The sequence below is a fragment of the Cognaticolwellia beringensis genome (assembly GCF_002076895.1).
GTDB lineage: Bacteria > Pseudomonadota > Gammaproteobacteria > Enterobacterales > Alteromonadaceae > Cognaticolwellia > Cognaticolwellia beringensis.
Genome location: NZ_CP020465.1, coordinates 2,055,300 through 2,075,634 on the forward strand (window position 1 = coordinate 2,055,300; position 20,335 = coordinate 2,075,634).

A 20,335-nucleotide genomic window follows, 5' to 3' on the forward strand; every position below is an offset into this window, starting at 1 on the left:
TAATAGCTTAAGCACATTAATTCTATAAAACATTAGAAAATTGCAAAAGTTGATTGCAAAACACCTGCTTTTCGAGGCAAGCTAAACAGATACAAAATAGAGGGTTCGTCATGCAATTTAATCGTGTGGTAATAAAAGTTGGCAGTGCATTGGTTTCACCGGATGCCCAAGGCTGTAGCGGTAAGTACATACTTGCTATTGCGCGTTTTATTACTCAATGCCAAGAAGCGGGCAAAGAAGTTATTTTGGTTTCATCTGGCAGTGTTGCCGCTGGTAGAGGTTTAATTGCGCACGGTTCTCCTAATCCATCAATTCCCACAAAGCAAGCGATGGCTGCGGTTGGGCAAATGAAGATGATGGCGAATTGGCAACGTTTTTTTGATGTGCCTTGTAGCCAGTTGTTGATAACCCATGGGGATTTAAAAGATCGTCAACGTTATATTAGTATTAGAAACACCTTAAGAATATTATTAGAAAATGGCGTAATTCCTATTGTTAACGAAAACGATACGGTAGCAACGGAAGAACTAAAAGTGGGCGACAATGATAATTTAGCCGCCTTAGTCGCTGTGGTTAGTGAAGCGGATAGTTTGTTTATTTTAAGCGATGTTGATGGTGTTTTTGAAGAAGACCCGCGTATAAATCCACAAGCTAAGTTAATTCCTGAAATCGCTAAAATAGATGAATCTATTTATGCTATGGCTGGCGCTACCAATAATCATATTGCAACTGGTGGGATGAAAACCAAGATTCAAGCGGCAGACAAAGCGGTAGAAAACGGTATCGAAACCTATATCTTAAATGGTAGTCGTGGAGAGGTATTTGAACAAATATTACGTGGTGAAAACCCTGGTACCCACTTTGTTGCAAAAGAAAGTGCAACACGGGCACGCAAACATTGGCTAAAACACACCTTAAAAAGCAATGGCACCGTGTTATTAGATGCTGGCGCTGTTAGTGCTTTAAAAAATAAAGGCGCGTCATTGTTACCTTCTGGGGTGACTGACACCACTGGAGATTTTAAAGTAGGCGACTGTGTCGATATTTACGATGCTAAAGGTGGCCAATATATAGCGAAAGGTATCAGTCAATATAATGTTCGAGATCTTAAACGAATTAAAGGCAGTAAAAGTGACGAAATATCGGCTCTGCTAGGATGTTGTCCAAGTAAAGTGGTTATTCATCGTGACGATATGGTGATGTTGTAGTAACTACAGTAATGGCGCAGTATTAGCTTATCATAAGGTTAATACTGCTGATTTTTTCACTAAATATCTGTCACAGTAACGCCAAATAAAGTCATAACGGTTGTTAAGCAAAAAGTTTCACTCGGTAAAACTCATTTCTAAAACTCCACCCTTAACCCCTCTTCCACTATGCTTAAACTGTTGGGCGAAAATTGAAATAGTTCGTTGCTAATGTGATTAAAGTCAATCAACACCGATATAGGTAAGTGTTGTCCTATAGTATTTTTGATAGCGTTAATTGATGTTTCAGATTTTGGAAAGGTATTATCAATAATTTCAAATTTAGTGATTAAAGGATTACTCACTTTTAACGAATTTGAGGCTTTATCAAAGAAAATTTGACCTTTAAATGTTGTGTTGGCAATGAGACGGTGACCATTATTTATGACCTTTATTTGGGCCGTAATCGCAACAGATTGAGTTGCAGCATATAGCGCTAAATAAGGTTCAGTAGCTTCTAAATGGTATTCCATGTAAGTTTGCGTTATAGGGAACCTTAAGTTCAAAATACTATTGAGTTGGCGCTCTGACATGGTCAAGCCTAACGCGAGTACTTGTTGGCTAAATACAACACAGATGAAAACCAATACAGATATTTTCTTTATCATTACTTCCTACCTATTTGAATATTACTTGCGATTACTTTTTAAAATTAGACCAATAAGCAGTCCTATCACTAACATCAGACCAATGAGGATAGCTCGTGGCATTGAAAACTCCCAGAATAGAAATGAAATACTGACGGTTGCTATATTCTGAAGCACAATAACCAGACATAAAATCGATAATATTAAAATCAAATATCTATTTAGCTTACTCATATTTCTCTCCTAATTTTCAGGGCTTAAAATTTAACTGATACCTATTTATACCAACCTCAAACTAAATTATACCAAGGGGTTAAGTCCATGGGTTGAAGGTATTAATTCTTAATAATATAGATGCGATAATATTGATAAAAGTCACACCTTGAATGAAATAAGTCTTAAACTTATTTTATTAGGATTAGTCCGTAATTATTTCAATCGAGCTTTCAAACTCTGTCGTAAAGCGTTGAAGTTTATTTTGATTAATAAATTCAGTTACTTTCGCCACATAGTGCTTACCCTCTTCGGAATATTCTGTCAGTGCTTTTGCTAACGTAACACCAGTAAACGACGCCTCTTGTTGACGTAAAAGTGCTCGGTTTTCTCTGAGTTCAGTGTAAGAGTCATGGGTATTTAAGTTGAGGATATAGCTACGAACAGACATATTAATAGAGTCGAACTTGGCAACTTCGTGGCCTTTGCCTGATTCCCTTGACGATGGCACCATGCCGCAACCTTCTGAAAAGCACCATTGACCAAATAAATTATTACCTTGTTTAGCAAATCTTGATGTTCCCCAACCAGACTCAATGGCCGCTTGTGTTAGGGCTAAAGATGGTGGTACATAGTCGACTCTTTTGAGTAGCTCATCAAATGTGTCGTTATCAATGTACTCATTTGCTAATTTATAGTTTTTTGAAATATTAAGTAACCAAGCTTGCTGTTTAGCACTAAGCTTCGCTATAGGAATACTTCTTAGCATGTTGATGAGTTTTCTTAATTGTAATACGTGATTATTTTCGGCTTGAATAATTGGGTATAATGTTACAAAGAAAGCTTCCTTCTTTTCTCTCACGTCTACGATTTTTGAAAAATCAGGCAAGCTCTTCATGCTTGCATTCACTTTTGCTTCAACCTTTGGTATTAATAACCCTGAACTGTCACCCTTGATAACACTATCGATGAGCACAAGCGTAAAGAGTGCGCTAAAAAATATAGCGGGTATTTTCAATTTGAACTTACTTTTCATGCTCTAACCTAAGATTTATTTAAAATTATGCATTATACCATTGTCGTCGTAAGTTCACTTTTTTTAAAAGTACGACGACCAATTATACTGGAATAGAAAATCACATAATTTGGCGCTTTAAGATGTTTAATGCACTTTATATCTCTTGATCTTCAGAGCGAGCGCTGACAGCCATTTTCTCTAACGCACGTTTATAGCGCATTTTTACTGTGCTTAATTTTTCCTCAACCACCAAAGCTATATCACTAAAATCAAGATCGCCAGCAATTCGAAACACAACAATTGAGCGTTCTTCTATACTCAATTGAGCTAACAGGTGTTCAATATTTTCATTGCCTTCTGCTAAGCTACTTGGTGTGTCATCCATGACGACATATTCAGCTTCATCGAGCCCGACTAAATCGAGCTGCTTCTTCCTAAGCCTTGTTAAAGCTTGGTTATGTGCAATCCGATAAATCCAAGTTTTAAAGCTGGCTCGGTCTTCAAATTTAGCAAGATTATTAAAAACATTAAGCATAGTGTCATTAACAGCCTCTTCCGCTTCTTGTCTCGAGCCCAAATACCGATAACATACTTTTATAAGCTTGTGATGATATCGATGAAAAAGCACTTCATAGGCCGTTGTCACATAAGGAAGTTGCAAGCGTGCAATATGAACAAGCTCAACATCATCTTTTTGAGACAAACGATCAGAGACACGAATATTGTCGCCCTCTGATATGGTCATTAATCGCTCACTTTTCTTTAGTTGTTTTACTTAGCTTAGCCGTTTTACTTGGTTTAGCCGCTTTAGTTGGTTTAGCTGGCTCACTCATTTGTGTCGTGAGATATTTTTGTGTCAGTAAATCCTGATTCGGAATACTCAAACGTTTGCCAGCTTTATTTTCAATCAAGGTATTCACCGTTGAAACAGCAACCACATTGCCGACAAAGCCATCAAACTCTACTTCGTCACCTGGCGATAATTGCTCTCTAGCATATATACCTGAAACAATACTGTTTGCTATGGTTTTAGTGCCTAAGCCTAAAGCCAAAGCCAATGCGACACCTAAACTGGCAATGAGTACCGTAAAGATAGTATTTAGTAAGGCCATTTCTAGTTCTAGTTGACCTGTCACCAGTGAGAAAGTAATAAATAACACCAGTAGTTGGAGCACACGACCTGCTGCAGCACCATATTCAACACCTAAACTATCAAGCGAACTTTCAACTTGTGTTTTCACTAAGTTAGCGATAAACAGTCCGATAAGTGTAATAACAACCGCACCTAAAAGTTTTGGCAAGTACAGCACAAATTCATCGAGGATGGCTGAAAATCTATCTAGACCTAGGGTATCTGCACCGGCTACAAGTATGATTAATACAAAAAAGACATGCAGTAATCTGCCAATCATTTCTGATGGTGTTAATTTTAGCCCCAGTGTTTTAATGGCGTTGTCGACACTAAGTTTTTGGCAAAGTGAATCAAAACCAAGTTTTTCTAAAATTTGAGCAACCCACTTTGTGATCACCTTAGAAATGAACAAGCCAATAAATATAACAATTATAGTGGCGATAAGATTAGGTAAAAAACCTGCTATTTCAGTCCAAAACCTAGCCAGTGCATTACTGAATGAGTGGCTCCAAGCATCTAAATTCATTATAGTTCTCCGGTGTTAATATTGTTTTTTGGTGACTTTTTATTTAATAATTTTTGTTTCTGTTGGTTGTGGAGTTCAAGTTTGCGTTTTGCTGAGTACATTGAGGCACCAAATCCCAGAAAAATCACCCAAATCCAGCCAACAAAAAGACCCGTTACGTCTTTAACTGCCGTAATATTTGACGATGTCGACAATACTTTTTTCAATGCTTCATCTTCGTCAGATTGAGGTGTGTCTTCTTGCCACATTGTTCTCAATTTGTCTTCGTCAAAACTCATTTATGTTCTCCAAAAAGTAAACGGGATGCTGTTAATGAAAACAGCATCCCGTTCGCCAACTAGTTAATGATTAAAATTTCTACGCGTCTATTTTGTGCACGACCTTCAACTGTTTCGTTACTGGCAACTGGCTTTTCTTTACCAAATCCAGTTGACTCAATACGGTTAACATCTATATTGCCGACTTGACTCATAAAGTTTGCCACGGTTTGCGCTCTATTTTTAGAGAGTGCAAGATTTAACTCTGCGCTACCGGTCGAATCTGTGTGTCCTGAAACCACGATTTTAGAATTTGGGAATCGGCTAATAGCATCATTAATTTTATTTAATAAAGGAAAGTTAGATGATTCAATTTCACTACCACCGGGCTTAAAAGCAAAGCCTTGTGCACGAATTAATACATTATCTAACTGTCTATAGACTGCAGCTTCTTCCTCATTAAACAGTGATTGCACGCCAGCAAATCTGGCATTGTCTTCACGTTTGGCTTTTTGTTCTTGTTCAAGTTCCATTTGTGCCGACAAAATAGCTTGGTCTTTGTCCTTTGCCAAGCGAGCTTCACGCGCTTCCAAGGTAACTAATTCACTGTTGAGGTTATCAGTACGTTGGCTGGTTTGTGTTAACGTTTTATTTGCGTAAGCAACAACTTCTTTGTTAGACAGATTAAAAGGTAAGCTCGTTGCAATTGGAGACAAAGCATATTCAAGTTGTTCTTGATACCAAATCAGTTTTTGTTCTTCAGTAAACTTGGCGTCTTTGAAATACTTGTTCATTTCAGCAATACCTTGAGCTCGCTGAATAAGCCAAATGGCACGGTTAGAATGCACATTGGCTTTTTGCGTATTAGATCTATCGGCTTCTAGGGTATTTAAAGCAAGTTGGTACTCATCTTGTGCTTGAGCAAACAAGATAGGGGCAACATCATCCAAATCCTGTTTAGAGGCTGTACTGATAGTATTTTTAGCGACGCTTAACATATTGGTTTTCAACGCTGTAAGTTCAATGGCTAAATATTGATTTTTTAACTCATTGATATCGCGTTTAGCGCGTTCATCTTCGCCTAGCTCAAACCAAGCAAGCATTTTCTTAAATTGTTTCTCTGCATCATTAAAGCGTTCAGGTACCAGTTTGTCAGCATTAACGCTAAGCGCTTTTTTGCGCGCATTAAATGCTTCTTCAAATACGTATTTCGCTTTGTTTGTTTGTGCGATCGCTGCGTTCACTCTATCAACGGTTTCCTTTGCAGTAATATCCGTTGAGTTTTTGCCTGTTTTAGCTTGCTTCAACGCATCATCATAGGCACGTTGTGCTGCTTTTATTTGTTCTGGTGCATAAAAGGCTAAATCGTCTTGCTCAGCTTGTACTAAAAGTTGGCTGGCTTGATTTAATGTTGGAAATTGCTTCATCATTTCACTTTCAGATAATGTAGCATTAGAGGCACAGCCTGTAATTAATACTAGAGTCAGTGCACTGGCAATTAGTGTTTTTTTCATTTTAGTGTCCTTTATATAAATGATTACGATTTCCTTTCAAGAAAGGCAATTATGACGTTTGTAGGTATAGACGACAGATAAACTTAAAAAGTCACAAAAAAAGAAATATAGGTGTAACTTTTATTTATTACTCTTGGTAAATACGCCCTGCAGTACTATTGATAGGCTAAAAACTTTAGGAAAACAATGTCAGCGCTTCGGTTTTATAAACTTCATCAGATGAGTTGAATTGATTTTAGCTTTATTTTTACTTGAGAAAGTATTCGCAGTGCGCGGGACTAAAAGGGGAAAGGATATATAAATTGCGCTAACCGATTTAAAAAGCAGCCAATTAGCGCAATAATTTAGTGTTAACTTATTCGATAGAAATTAATCTGCACCTATAAGTAAGGGGATTACTCGGCAATATAAGTACAGCAATAATCGGCTAATTCAATGACTTTAATATCAAATGATGCATTAGCTGGAACATAAAAAGATTGATTAGCGGTAATGGTTTGCCAAGTATCACTACCGGGTAATAATACGCTAACTATACCTTGTTGAAATTCCATTAACTCTTTTTCAGCGGTTGCAAAAGTATATTCACCTGGCATCATAATACCTAAGGTTTTAAACGAACCATCGGCAAAAGTGACTTTTCTGCTAGTAACTTGGCCATCAAAATAAATACTTGCTACGGTTGAGATAGTGACGTTATTAAATTCTGTCATGAGTTTTCCTTTTTTACTTAATCAATTTGTGCGCTATAAACAGAGCGCCATAAAAAAAGCGGTACCAGCCAAATGTGCCAACACCGCTTAATAAATCTTTTAGTTTTAGCTATTAAGCATTGGCTTCCACGATACGTTTCATATCAGTCATATAACCGCGTAATTCTTTACCGATAGATTCAACACCATGGCTGCGAATGGCTTCGTTAACTTCGATTAAACGCGCATTATCAACACCGTTAGATGGCGATTTTAAGCCTTCGCCTAATTCTTCTAAGGTTAGTTTGCTGGTAAATTCTTCTAATAAAGGTACCGCAGCGTGCGAGAATAAGTAGTTACCGTATTCAGCCGTATCAGAAATAACTACGTTCATTTCGTACAACATGTTACGCGCAATGGTATTAGCAATTAACGGCGTTTCATGTAACGACTCGTAGTAAGCTGAAGCATTAATGATGCCTGAATCTACCATGGCATCAAAGGCTAATTCAACACCGGCTTTAACCATAGCTACTACGAAAATGCCTTTATCGTAATATTCTTGCTCAGAAATTTCCGTGTCGCACGTTGGTGCTTTTTCAAAAGACGTTTCAGCGGTTTCTTCACGCCATTTTAATAGGTTAGCATCGCCATTGTCCCAATCGGCCATCATGCCAGCAGAGAAACGACCTTCGATGATGTCATCCATATGCTTTTGGAATAAAGGACGTAAAATCTCTTTTAATTCTAATGACATATCAAACGCTTTAATTTTAGCTGGGTTTGATAAACGGTCCATCATGTTAGTGATGCCGCCGTATTTTAAGCCTTCAGTAACGCCTTCGATGCCGTATTGTAATAATTTACGTGCATAACCAGCGTCAACGCCTTGAGCTAATAATTGTTTGTGACCTAAAATCGCGGCCGTTTGTAACATACCACAAAGGATCGTTTGCTCACCCATAAGGTCAGACTTAACTTCAGCGATGAAAGAAGAAGCTAAAACACCAGCGCGATCGCCACCTGTAGCAGATGCGTATGCTTTAGCAATAGCCCAACCGTTACCTTGAGGATCATTCTCAGGGTGAACCGCGATTAGCGTTGGTACACCAAAACCACGTTTGTATTCTTCACGTACTTCAGTACCTGGACACTTAGGTGCAACCATCACAACTGTGATATCAGAACGTATTTTCATGCCTTCTTCAACAATGTTGAAACCATGAGAATAAGCTAAAGTAGAGCCTTCTTTCATTAATGGCATTACCGCATTAACAGCTGAAGTATGTTGCTTATCTGGTGTTAGGTTTAGCACTAAATCGGCTTGTGGGATTAATTCTTGATAGTTGCCTACAGTAAAGCCATTTTCTGTCGCCCACTGATAAGACTGACGTTTTTCTGCAATAGCAGCGTCACGAAGTGCGTAGGAGATGTTTAAACCAGAGTCACGCATGTTAAGTCCTTGGTTTAGGCCTTGAGCGCCACAACCAACGATAACAATATTCCAATCTTTAATGAAATTACAACCATCGCTAAACTCTTCACGTTGCATGAAACGACATTGACCTAATTGCGCTAATTTTTCGCGCAAACTTAATGTATTGAAATAGTTAGACATCTTGTTCTCCTGAGCTTGGCTGTTGACCAAGATAATTAGTTATTTGGTCAGTTTTTTGACCTTGACGCTATCATAGCGAAAATATATCGTTGCTTAAAATGATATATTTGCATTGCAGTGTTGCAAAATGTGCAATACTATTTCCAGTCACTGTTTACTTTTAAGCGCTTACAATGGAATTAAAGTCATTACGGATGTTTGTTGATTTAGCGAAGTCATTACATTTTGGCAAAACTGCTGAGCTACATCATGTTAGCCCCTCAACCTTAAGTCGGGTGATCCAAAGGCTAGAGCTGGAAGTAGGAAATCCATTATTACATCGAGATAACCGGACTGTGGTGTTAAGTGAGGCGGGAAAACAGTTTTACCACTTTGCAGAGCAACAACTTGAGCAGTGGCAACTGTTGCAAGTTTCGCTGAATCAAAAACAAACTGAGCTACAAGGAAAATTACATATTTATTGCTCAGTTACCGCTGCTTATAGTCATTTGCCACCGTTGCTTGAACGCTTCAGACAACAACATCCGTTGGTTGAGATTATGTTAACAACAGGCGATGCCGCCGATGCACTTGAGCAAGTGGAAAAGCAAGCGGTAGACTTTGCAATTGCGGCTAAGCCTGAACAACTTTCACGGATTTTCACCTTCCATCATCTGGCTACGCTACCGGTGTCTATTATTGCACCCACTATGGTATGTCGTGTACAGCAGCAAATTCAGCAAGACTTTATTTGGTCTGAAATACCCATTATTTTGCCAGAGCACGGCCCAGCTCGTAGAAGATTTGAATACTGGTTTCGAAAGAAACAACAAGGCAAAGCCCAAATTTACGCGACAGTGTCTGGTCACGAGGCACTAGTCAGTATGGTGGCTTTAGGATGTGGGGTGGGGATTGTACCGCAAGTCGTGGTTGAAAATAGTCCAGTGAAAGATCGCGTGCAATATTTAGAAAGTTTTGGAGAGATTGAGCCTATTGATCTTGGTGTTTGCTGTTTAAATCAAAGCAAAGACAAAGCATTAATTAAGGCATTTTTTGAAGCGATAAAGTCAAAAAAATCAGATTGATACAACTGTTTAATGCCCTGATTTATAATGAAATAGCGTCAGTCAAATGGCGTAATATTCTATCCATAGCACGATACGATAACGCTTCAATTAAGTGTTTGTGTTCAATGTGCTCTACAGCCTCCATGTCGGCGAGTGTTCTGGAAATTTTGAGTATTTTATGATGTGCTCTGGTTGATAAATTTAGTTTTTCAATGGCGAGTTCTAAAAATTCGTTATCATCAGCTGAGAGTTGACAGAAAGTTCTTACTTCAGCACTGCCAAGCTGTGCGTTAGGTTTGCCTTGGCGTAAAATTTGTTTTTGGTGACAAAGACCGACCCGTTTCTGAATCGTACTACTTGACTCACCTTTGCCTTCATCGTTCGCCCACATGCCTCGAGGTAACCTTGTAACTTCAATTTGAATATCAATTCGATCTAAAAATGGTCCTGAAAGCCGGTTGAGGTAACGTAAAACCTGCTCTGGTGTACTGCGCTTGTCATTGTAAAACCCTGTTGGACTAGGATTCATCGCGGCGACCAATTGAAACTGTGCAGGAAAGGTTTGTTTGATTAGTGCGCGTGAAATGGTTACCTCACCAGACTCCATGGGTTCACGTAATACGTCGAGCACTTTTCGCTCAAATTCAGGCAATTCGTCGAGAAAAAGCACACCGTTATGGGCTAAAGAAATTTCACCTGGTTGAGGATGACTACCGCCACCAACTAAGGCAGCTGACGACGCGGTATGATGTGGGGCGCGAAACGGCCGAGTTAACCATGACTCAGGATTGATATTTTTATGGCAAATAGATTGAATAGCGGCACTCGAAAGGGCTTCTTGCTCGGTCATCGGGGGTAAAATTCCAGGTAATCTACTGGCAAGCATGGTTTTTCCTGTACCTGGTGGGCCAATAAACAATAAATTGTGACCGCCACTTGCAGCAAGTTCTAATGCACGCTTGGCTAGAGGTTGGCCGACAACATCGGCGATATCATTGATACTCTCAGTTTTATATTCTTGTAGGACTCTTGCTTGAACTAATGGCAAGCTTTGTTGTTTTAAAAAATGAGGAAAGAGCTGGTTTAAATGTGACAGGCTTAATATTTTTACTTGCGGTACCCAGCTAGCTTGTTCGGCATTTTCGCTCGGTATTACCAATGTGCGGCCACTTTCTTTGCAAGCCATTGCCATAGGGATTTCACCAATAATAGCGCGTAGCTCACCAGACAAGGCTAACTCACCGGCAAATTCATACTGATTTAAGTCTGCGTTTGGAAGCTGTGCAGCCGCGGCTAGAATACCTAAGGCAATCGGGAGGTCGAAGCGGCCTCCTTCTTTTGGCAAATCAGCAGGTGCTAAATTAACCGTGATGCGTTTGGCTGGAAATTCATAACCGCAATTGATAATAGCACTGCGCACGCGATCTTTTGCCTCCCGAACGGAGGTTTCAGGTAAGCCGACAATATTAAATGCAGGCAATCCATTGGCTAAATGCACTTCTACCGTGACTAAGGGCGATTCGAGTCCGACGCGAGCGCGACTAAAAACACAGGCTAAGGTCATAAAAATCCATTTTTATTTACATATTTTTATACGCAAGTGTAGTTAAATAAACAGTATTGTGCGAAAAATAAAGTGCCTAATATCAGAAAGACCAAGGTGTAGTTATAACGGGGAATTTTTTTTTACTAAAAAAAACACTAATAAACCACTTGCGCTTGACATTAGAGCTATGGTACTAATTTAAATAGACTGAAAATTCTTAGTACTCAAATTAATATACTTACAGATAACATACATAACTATGCAAAATTATATCTTAGTCATTATTAACGTCCTCATCGTGGTGATTCTTAAATCGTCGCGGGGGAATTGTTGAGCTAAAGAAAAGTAAAAAAATCTTAAAATAACAAACCCCCCGCTCCGCAAGGACCGGGGGGTTTGTCGTTATTAAAATATTAAACAGCGCGTTGCGCACAAACATTATTAACCTTTGGAGAATACTTGTTAATTACAATAAATTTATGCGTTTCATGAAAGTGAATGGTTTATGAATAAAATGTTATTAAAAAGTTAAACAAACACATGGCGACTGAAAAAATATTAACCGGCGCGAGCTTATTATTTAACGTGCTAGAACAGCATGGGGTTGAACATGTGTTTGGCTATCCAGGTGGTGCCATAATGCCTATCTACGATGCACTTTACGACAGTGACGTAGAACACTTTTTGTGTCGGCATGAACAAGGTGCTGCATTTTCTGCCGTTGGTTATGCAAGAGCTTCGGGCAAGGTTGGTGTTTGTCTTGCCACATCAGGTCCAGGCGCGACTAACTTGATCACAGGCCTTGCTGATGCCTTAGCTGACTCAATTCCAGTTGTTGCTATTACTGGCCAAGTAGCGACTGCTGCTATGGGGTCAGACGCATTCCAAGAAATTGATATTTTCGGTTTGTCGCTAGCGTGTACGAAACACTCATTTCAAGTCACTAATATTAATGATTTAGCCGGCGTGTTACACCAAGCTTTTGCCATTGCTTTAGAAGGTAGACAAGGACCTGTATTAGTTGATATTCCAAAAGATATACAGATAGCAGCGGTTAATGGTTGTGTAGATGATTTAGTGAATTTACAAAATAAAGTTAAGCTACCGCCAGCGAATGTGGGTAGTGCTATTGCATTATTAAACCAAGCTCAGAAGCCAATTTTATATGTGGGTGGTGGTGTTGGTATGGCCAATGCTGTTGATGAATTACGCGATTTTGCCAAGGTAACAGGCTTACCATGCGTTTCAACCTTAAAAGGGCTAGGCGCCATTGATCCAGAAGACAAATACTATATGGGCATGTTGGGTATGCATGGTACCAAAGCATCAAATATAGCGGTGCAAGAATGTGATTTATTGATCGCAGTAGGTGCACGTTTTGATGACCGCGTTACCGGTAAGTTAAATGAATTTGCTCCGAATGCTAAAGTGATTCATTTTGATATTGATACCGCAGAAATTAACAAACGCAGAGTCGCTGACGCATCAATATTAGGGGACTTAAAAGTCAACTTACCTGCGTTAGCCATACCGCTATCTATCGAACCTTGGAAAAAAGTTTGTCTGCAAATGAATGAAGATTTTGCTTGGGACTATAATCATCCTGGCGAGACCATTTTTGCCCCAGCAGTGTTAAAAGAAATTAGCGACAAAATGCCAAAAAATAGTTGTGTAACTACTGATGTGGGGCAACATCAAATGTGGGCAGCACAACACATGGTTTTTGATGATCCAAGTAACTTTTTGACCAGTGCTGGCATGGGCACCATGGGCTTTGGTATACCAGCAGCCGTTGGTGCTCAAGTGAGTCGGCCAACAGACTGTATTATTGCGGTATCAGGTGATGGCTCTTTTATGATGAACGTACAAGAGTTATCAACGATTAAACGCTTTCAATTACCGGTTAAAATAGTGCTTATTGATAACGCCAAACTAGGTATGGTGCGTCAATGGCAAGACCTATTTTTCAATGGCCGATTAAGTGAAACAGATTTAGCGGATAATCCTGATTTTATTATGTTAGCCAATGCTTTTGATATTAAAGCGAAAATGATCACTAAAAAGTCAGAAGTGAGTGCCGCCATTGAAGAAATGCTCGAGCATGACGGCCCTTATTTGTTACAAGTTAAAATTGACGCACAAGACAACGTATGGCCATTAGTGCCACCGAATACCGCTAATGATAAAATGATGGAGAGTACCTAAATGAATAACTATCAACTAACGATAACAGCGGATGATAAGCAGGTGGTGCTTGAAAGAATTTTACAAGTGACTCGCTATCGTGGCTTTTTAATCAGTGGCATGAATGCCAAAGTAAATACTGGCACGAATCTAGGTATCATAGAATTAATGGTGAGAAGTGAACGTCCGATTGAGCTTTTGGTTGATCAAATTAATAAACTGATCGACATCAAAGAGGTCAAGGTAGACAATGGCGTATCACAGCAGCGCATTGCGTAATGCTGGGTTGAAACCAACGACGAAAATTAATAATACTTAATCAGTTGAGCTGCGTTTAAAGCTGACTGGTTAATACGCAATAAAATTTAGGAAAAGATAATGGCAAAAGTTAACGCAGAACTAATTTGGTTTAATGGTGAACTCATGCCGTGGCAAAATGCTACGGTACATGTAATGAGTCATGCCCTACATTACGGTTCGTCAGTTTTTGAAGGTATTCGTGCTTATAATACCCATAAAGGTACGTGTATTTTCCGTTTAGAAGAACACATAAAGCGCTTATTCGATTCAGCAAAAATATACCGCATGAATATTCCTTTTACCGAAGAACAAGTGGTTCAAGCATGTAAAGATGCGGTAGCAAAAAATAATTTAAAATCAGCTTATTTACGTCCATTAGTATTTTTAGGCGATATAGGCATGGGCCTTCGTCCACCTATCGACGCAGTTGCAGATGTTATGATTGCAGCGTTTAGTTGGGAAGCTTATTTAGGTGCTGATGCCATCGAAAATGGTGTTGAAGTAGGTGTTTCAAGTTGGAATCGCCTTGCCCCTAATACTATGCCGACGGCAGCAAAAGCTGGTGGTAACTACTTGTCTTCGCAGTTAATTTCGACTGAAGCTGCTCGTCATGGTTATGCTGAAGGTGTCGCTTTAGATATAAATAACATGGTAAGTGAAGGCGCAGGTCAAAACTTATTTTTAATCAAAAAAGGTGTGCTTTATACCCCTCCTGGTACGGCTTCAATATTACAAGGTTTAACGCGTGACACAGTATTTTTCCTTGCTAAGCAACTAGGTTACGAAGTGCGCGAAGAATCTATTTCTCGTGAATCTTTATACCTTGCAGATGAATTTTTCATGTGCGGCACCGCAACTGAAGTGGTACCAGTGAAATCAGTTGACGGTATTGCTGTTGGGGATGGTTCGCGTGGACCTATTACTAAAGCGCTTCAAGATGCCTTCTTTGGTATGTTCGATGGTACTACTGAAGTGCCTGAAGGTTGGTTAGACGAAGTTTAATCGCACGGCTTTATTGCTAGTTCACTCAATTTCTTTGCTGGGAATACACACTTATATCGATAAGTTGCCTACTTTCTGCCTTGAAATTGAGCCGAACTAGCTGTCACTGTAACTAATTAGCATGCAGTAATTACCCATACTAAAATGTTATTTTATAAGTTCACTTGTCAGTGAATTTATAAAATAATTTTTTAATACTTCTCACGCTTACTGATAGCGACATACATAAAATATATAGGAACTAAGGTCATGCCAAAATTAAGATCAGCAACTTCTACTCAAGGTCGTAATATGGCTGGGGCTCGCGCACTATGGCGTGCAACGGGTATGACAGACGGCGATTTCGGCAAACCTATTATTGCTGTAGTTAACTCGTTTACCCAATTCGTACCAGGCCATGTGCATTTAAAAGATATGGGGCAATTGGTTGCAGGTGCGATTGAAGAAGCCGGTGGTGTAGCTAAAGAGTTTAATACTATTGCGGTTGATGACGGTATCGCGATGGGTCATAGCGGCATGCTTTATAGCTTACCGTCACGTGATTTAATTGCTGATTCTGTTGAATACATGGTGAATGCCCATTGTGCAGATGCCATGGTGTGTATTTCAAACTGTGACAAAATTACCCCTGGCATGTTAATGGCGGCTATGCGCTTAAACATACCGGTAATTTTTGTCTCAGGTGGCCCGATGGAAGCCGGTAAAACTAAGCTGTCAGACCAAATTATCAAACTCGATTTAGTTGATGCCATGATCCAAGGCGCCGATCCGAAAGTATCAGACGAGCAAAGTGATCAAGTTGAGCGTTCAGCTTGTCCTACGTGTGGTTCATGTTCAGGTATGTTCACCGCCAACTCAATGAACTGTTTAGCCGAAGCATTAGGTTTAGCGCTACCAGGTAACGGTTCTATGTTAGCGACTCATGCGGATCGTGAGCAGTTATTCTTAAGAGCTGGTAAAGAAATTGTTAAGCTAACCAAGCGTTACTATCAAGAAAACGACGAATCTGCCTTACCGCGCAATATTGCCAGTAAAGATGCTTTACACAATGCCATGTGTTTAGACATTGCTATGGGTGGTTCAACCAATACTATTTTACATTTACTAGCAACCGCGCAAGAAGCGGAAATTGATTACACCATGGAAGACATGGATAAGTTATCACGCATTGTGCCGCAATTATGTAAAGTGGCACCTTCAACGCCAGAATATCACATGGAAGATGTTCATCGTGCTGGCGGCGTAATTGCCATTTTAGGTGAATTATCACGCGCTAATTTATTAAAAACAGATGTACCGAATATTTTAGGTACCACCTTAGCTGATGTTATTGCTAAATATGATATTAAAGTCACTGACGATGAAGAGGTTAAAAAGTTTTACCGTGCAGGCCCTGCAGGTATTCGTACCACTAAAGCATTCAGCCAAGATTGCCGTTGGGATACCTTAGACGACGACCGTGAAAATGGTTGTATTCGTAGCATTGAAAACGCTTTTTCATTAGAAGGTGGTTTAGCCGTACTTGCGGGTAATATTGCGGTTGACGGTTGTGTGGTTAAAACCGCAGGCGTAAGTGACGATAACTTAGTATTTACTGGTCCTGCACACGTATTTGAAAGCCAAGACGCTGCTGTAGCCGGTATTTTAGATAAAAAAGTAGTGGCTGGTGAAGTGGTTGTTATTCGTTATGAAGGCCCTAAAGGTGGCCCTGGCATGCAAGAAATGTTGTATCCAACCACTTATTTAAAATCGATGGGCTTAGGTAAAGCCTGTGCGCTGTTAACTGATGGTCGCTTCTCGGGTGGAACTTCAGGTTTATCTATTGGTCATGTTTCTCCAGAAGCCGGCAGTGGCGGCACTATTGCATTAGTAGAGCAAGGCGACATTATTCATATTGATATTCCTAATCGCTCTATAGAGTTACAGGTAAGTGAAGAAGAGCTAACTCAGCGTCGCGATGCCATGAACGCTAAAGGTAAAGATGCTTGGAAACCGATTGGTCGTGTTCGCCCAATCAGTTACGCCTTGAAAAACTACGCCATGTTAGCCACAAGTGCCGATAAAGGTGCTGTACGTAATCGTGAATTACTAGACGGCAATTACAATGGTGACAGCAATGACTGATGCTGAACAAACAGCATTAATGCAAGCGCAGGCTATTCAAACACAAGGTTTAGACTATTTACGAAGAATATTACTGGCGCCAGTTTATGATGTTGCGGTGGAAACCGCATTAACACCATTAACTAAGTTGTCATCACGTTTAGGGAATCAAATATTTCTTAAGCGTGAGGATCAACAGCCCGTACATTCGTTTAAATTGCGTGGCGCTTACAACAAATTAATCAACTTGTCTGAGCAGCAATGCTTGCATGGCGTTATTGCCGCTTCTGCGGGGAATCACGCGCAAGGCTTAGCTTTAGCGGCACATAAGTTGGGCATTAAAGCGACGATTGTTATGCCCATTACTACACCTGATATCAAGGTAGATAACGTTAGACGTTATGGCGCAGAAGTGCGCTTAGTGGGCAAGAGCTTTAACGAGGCGCAACAAGCCTCGATGGAATACGCACAAGCAGAAAAGAAAACCGTGATCCATCCGTTTGATGATAGCGATGTTATTGCAGGTCAAGGTACCGTGGCTAAAGAGCTGTTACAGCAACAGCCAAACACCGATGTGGTGTTTATTCCAGTGGGCGGTGGCGGTTTGTTGGCCGGTATGGCGGTTTACCTAAAACAATTACAACCTAATATTAAAGTGATTGGTGTCGAAGCGGAAGATTCTGCTTGTTTAAAAGCCGCTTTTGCGGCTGGTGAACCCGTCGATTTAGCGCAAGTGGGCTTGTTTGCTGATGGCGTTGCGGTTAAACGAATCGGTGAGCATACTTTTAATTTGATTAAGCACTATTGTGATGACGTGATCACCGTGTCTACCGATGAAATTTGTGCCTCAATAAAAGATATTTTTGAGCAAACGCGGGTTATTTCTGAACCTGCGGGCGCGTTATCTTTAGCCGGGTTACAAAAATATTGCCAAACCAGTCAAGGCGATGAGTCTTTAGTTGCTATTCTGTCTGGCGCTAACATGAATTTTCATACTTTACGCTACATTTCTGAACGTTGTGAATTAGGTGAGCAGAAAGAAGCGATATTTGCGGTCAAAATTCCAGAAGAAAAAGGCAGCTTTAGAAACTTTTGTAAGGCGCTTTCAGGGCGTGTGATCACTGAATTCAATTATCGTTATGCTGACAAGCCTGATGCTTCAAACCAAGCACAAAATGCCAATATTTTTGTTGGCGTACGTCTGGGGGGTGAAGTTAATGACAGAGAGAAATTAACCGAAAGCTTACAGCAACAAGGTTATGATTTAGCTGATTTTACAGAAAATGAATTAGCTAAACTACATGTTAGATACATGATTGGCGGTAAAAATGAATTGTCGGCCAAGGAACGAATTTTTCGCTTTCAATTTCCTGAATACCCAGGCGCGCTAGAGAAATTTTTAGATACCCTTGGCGAACATTATAATATTACTTTGTTTCATTATCGAAATCACGGTGCAGCATTTGGCCAAGTATTAGCTGGCTTTGAAGTGAAAAAAGCGCTGGAAATTAACTTCTTTTCCCACTTAAAAGCCCTAGATTATGAGTGGCAAGAAGAAACAGATAATAAGGCTTATCAGACTTTTCTCACCTGATAACAGTATGTGAATAATACCTTTTATGTAACAAAAGCAGCTTTAGCTGCTTTTTTTTTGCTAAATGATTTATATTGCATAAGCTGAAAAATAAAAACAATAAAAACAATAAAAAATATAAAGGGAAGTTTATTTCAGATAATCACTTTAATGAGAAAGAAGTAGTCTCTAGCGCAACGCCGAACATTGAACCCTTAGCCCCCATTATTATTAGCGAACGTATTGATGCTATGGATATCCTTAGGGGGCTAGCATTGGTTGGTATTCTCTTAATGAATATTGAGTGGTTTAATCGCGCACTTGCGAGTTTAGGGAGTCAAGACACGAGTTTAACCGGGCTTGACCACGCCGTTGGCTGGTTAATTCGTTGTTTTGTGGAAGGGAAATTTTACAAATTATTTGCGTTGTTATTCGGTATGGGCTTTGCGGTTATGCTGATCAGAGCGAAAGCCGCAGAACGACCTTTTGGGGCTTGGTTTTCACGTCGTATGCTAGCGTTAATTGTACTTGGTTTACTCCATATGATTTTTTTATGGGGCGGCGACATTCTACATAATTATGGTATTGCAGGCCTTTTCCTTTTAGGTTGGGTAACGCTACTGAAAAAACCGCATTTTAAAAAATATGACAATCCAAAATCATTTTTCAAACTATCTGTCGTTTGGTTATCGGTACCTATCGTTTTGTCGCTTTTGGCCGGTATCGGTTTTGGGCTCTTTAATGATACTGAAGATTTAACGAACCAGTGGCATGAGCAAATTCAATTATCAGAGCGTGTTGAGGCAATCAAATTAGCCCATGAAACATTAGCACAGCAAAAAAGTGAAGCCTTAGCAGAGGTAGCAGCGACTGAGTTACTTGTTGAAGAATCAGAAATGTCTGCAATAGAAGCGGTTAAAAGTGACATTGAAAGTGAGATTGAAAGTGAGATTGATAGTACCGTACTGGCTGGCACTGATGATGACGTGGCGGTAATTAATAGCACTGATGTTACAGCAGAGCCGATCGAGCTTTCTGATGAAGAATTAATGGAACAGCAGGCGCAAGCTATGGTTGTTCAGCAGGCTGAAATGCAACTAGAAGTCGATAAAGAAGAGCGTGCTTTTACACAAGCTAGCTACTGGCAGGCAACGGAGCATCGTTTTAATTTTTCTTTGTTTATGTTGATGTTTAGCATCCCTTTCACGCTAACCATGCTTGTGCCCATTTTTATCTTAGGTTACTGGTTAGTGTCTAGCGGTGTGATGAAAAATTATCAACAGCATGCATCGGCATTTAAAATTATGGCCTATGTTGGTGTTGGTTTGGGCGCGGTGCTAGAAACCGGTGGCTTGCTTGTGGCACAACATCCAGTGGCGAATCAAGTTATGCTATTACAGGGGGTTGGGCAAACATTATTCTTTATTGGTCAGTTTGTTATGACGGTAGGGTATTTTGGCTTGATTATGCGCTTGCTAACGCATGAAAAGTGGCAAAGTCGACTTGCTGTATTTACCCCTATGGGTAGAATGGCACTGACCAATTACATTATGCATTCAGTCATTTTAACCAGTATATTTTATGGTTATGCGGGCGGCTATTTTGGTGAAATCTCTCGGGCACCACAAATGCTAATTGTTTTTGCTATTATTGTTTTTCAACTGCTATTTTCACGTTGGTGGCTTAATAATTACGCGTTTGGCCCATTAGAATGGTTATGGCGCTGTTTGTCGTATAAAAAATTACAACCCATGCGTATTCAGTAAGTTAACTTGAT

At 39.9% G+C, this 20,335-nt stretch carries 18 protein-coding genes; 8 read left to right on the top strand and 10 right to left on the bottom strand.

Features of this window, described 5'->3' with window-relative positions; genetic code table 11:
* The first annotated feature begins 110 nt into the window (after positions 1-110).
* A complete protein-coding gene (proB, locus tag B5D82_RS08685; RefSeq protein ID WP_081150832.1) occupies positions 111-1,208 on the top strand; it encodes a glutamate 5-kinase in 1,098 nt (365 codons plus the stop codon).
* A 137-nt stretch (positions 1,209-1,345) separates the two neighbouring features.
* Here the strand turns inward: proB and B5D82_RS08690 are convergent, their stop codons facing one another.
* From B5D82_RS08690 to ilvC, 9 genes are all read right to left on the bottom strand, one after another.
* A complete protein-coding gene (locus B5D82_RS08690; RefSeq protein ID WP_081150834.1) occupies positions 1,346-1,855 on the bottom strand; it encodes a hypothetical protein in 510 nt (169 codons plus the stop codon).
* Positions 1,856-1,876: 21 nt separating this feature from the next.
* Positions 1,877-2,068 carry a LapA family protein gene (locus tag B5D82_RS20320; protein ID WP_081150836.1) on the bottom strand — a complete coding sequence of 64 codons (192 nt, stop codon included), beginning with the start codon at positions 2,066-2,068 and terminating at the stop codon, positions 1,877-1,879.
* Positions 2,069-2,252: 184 nt separating this feature from the next.
* On the bottom strand, positions 2,253-3,083 hold the full coding sequence (locus B5D82_RS08700) for a glucosaminidase domain-containing protein (protein ID WP_081150838.1): 831 nt from the start codon (positions 3,081-3,083) through the stop codon (positions 2,253-2,255).
* Between the two features lie 136 nt (positions 3,084-3,219).
* Positions 3,220-3,810: an RNA polymerase sigma factor gene (locus B5D82_RS08705; protein WP_081150840.1), complete on the bottom strand. Its 591-nt coding sequence runs from the start codon at positions 3,808-3,810 to the stop codon at positions 3,220-3,222.
* 7 nt (positions 3,811-3,817) lie between these two features.
* Positions 3,818-4,723 carry a mechanosensitive ion channel family protein gene (locus B5D82_RS08710; RefSeq protein WP_081150842.1) on the bottom strand — a complete coding sequence of 302 codons (906 nt, stop codon included), beginning with the start codon at positions 4,721-4,723 and terminating at the stop codon, positions 3,818-3,820.
* Positions 4,723-5,001, bottom strand: coding sequence for a hypothetical protein (locus B5D82_RS08715; RefSeq protein WP_081150844.1), 279 nt, complete (start codon positions 4,999-5,001; stop codon positions 4,723-4,725). Before B5D82_RS08715 ends, B5D82_RS08710 begins: the two co-directional genes overlap by 1 nt.
* A 59-nt stretch (positions 5,002-5,060) precedes the next feature.
* Positions 5,061-6,494, bottom strand: coding sequence for an OmpA family protein (locus B5D82_RS08720; RefSeq protein ID WP_081150846.1), 1,434 nt, complete (start codon positions 6,492-6,494; stop codon positions 5,061-5,063).
* A gap of 395 nt (positions 6,495-6,889) precedes the next feature.
* Positions 6,890-7,207: a pyrimidine/purine nucleoside phosphorylase gene (gene ppnP, locus B5D82_RS08725; protein WP_081150848.1), complete on the bottom strand. Its 318-nt coding sequence runs from the start codon at positions 7,205-7,207 to the stop codon at positions 6,890-6,892.
* Between the two features lie 112 nt (positions 7,208-7,319).
* Complete coding sequence (gene ilvC, locus B5D82_RS08730; RefSeq protein WP_081150850.1) at positions 7,320-8,804, bottom strand: ketol-acid reductoisomerase; 1,485 nt, start codon at positions 8,802-8,804, stop codon at positions 7,320-7,322.
* Positions 8,805-8,977: 173 nt separating this feature from the next.
* Here ilvC and ilvY point away from each other — a divergent pair, with 173 nt between their 5' ends.
* Positions 8,978-9,868: an HTH-type transcriptional activator IlvY gene (gene ilvY / locus B5D82_RS08735; protein ID WP_081150852.1), complete on the top strand. Its 891-nt coding sequence runs from the start codon at positions 8,978-8,980 to the stop codon at positions 9,866-9,868.
* 22 nt (positions 9,869-9,890) lie between these two features.
* On the opposite strand, the gene B5D82_RS08740 is transcribed toward ilvY, so the two are convergent.
* Positions 9,891-11,414: a YifB family Mg chelatase-like AAA ATPase gene (locus tag B5D82_RS08740; protein WP_081150854.1), complete on the bottom strand. Its 1,524-nt coding sequence runs from the start codon at positions 11,412-11,414 to the stop codon at positions 9,891-9,893.
* A gap of 522 nt (positions 11,415-11,936) precedes the next feature.
* Between B5D82_RS08740 and ilvG the strand changes: the two genes are divergently transcribed.
* The 6 genes from ilvG (at position 11,937) to B5D82_RS20155 (ending at position 20,324) form a co-directional block, all read left to right on the top strand.
* Entirely contained in the window at positions 11,937-13,601 is a 1,665-nt protein-coding gene (gene ilvG / locus B5D82_RS08745; protein WP_081150856.1) for an acetolactate synthase 2 catalytic subunit, read from the top strand.
* A complete protein-coding gene (ilvM, locus tag B5D82_RS08750) occupies positions 13,602-13,859 on the top strand; it encodes an acetolactate synthase 2 small subunit (protein ID WP_081150858.1) in 258 nt (85 codons plus the stop codon).
* A gap of 99 nt (positions 13,860-13,958) precedes the next feature.
* Entirely contained in the window at positions 13,959-14,882 is a 924-nt protein-coding gene (locus tag B5D82_RS08755; RefSeq protein WP_081150860.1) for a branched-chain amino acid transaminase, read from the top strand.
* A 249-nt stretch (positions 14,883-15,131) separates the two neighbouring features.
* Positions 15,132-17,006 (top strand): dihydroxy-acid dehydratase, encoded by a 1,875-nt coding sequence (ilvD, locus tag B5D82_RS08760; protein WP_081150862.1) that lies wholly within the window; start codon positions 15,132-15,134, stop codon positions 17,004-17,006.
* On the top strand, positions 16,999-18,579 hold the full coding sequence (gene ilvA / locus B5D82_RS08765; RefSeq protein ID WP_081150864.1) for a threonine ammonia-lyase, biosynthetic: 1,581 nt from the start codon (positions 16,999-17,001) through the stop codon (positions 18,577-18,579). The genes ilvD and ilvA overlap by 8 nt, the downstream gene beginning before the upstream one ends.
* Before the next feature lie 74 nt (positions 18,580-18,653).
* Positions 18,654-20,324: a DUF418 domain-containing protein gene (locus B5D82_RS20155; RefSeq protein WP_245807596.1), complete on the top strand. Its 1,671-nt coding sequence runs from the start codon at positions 18,654-18,656 to the stop codon at positions 20,322-20,324.
* Positions 20,325-20,335 lie beyond the last annotated feature (11 nt).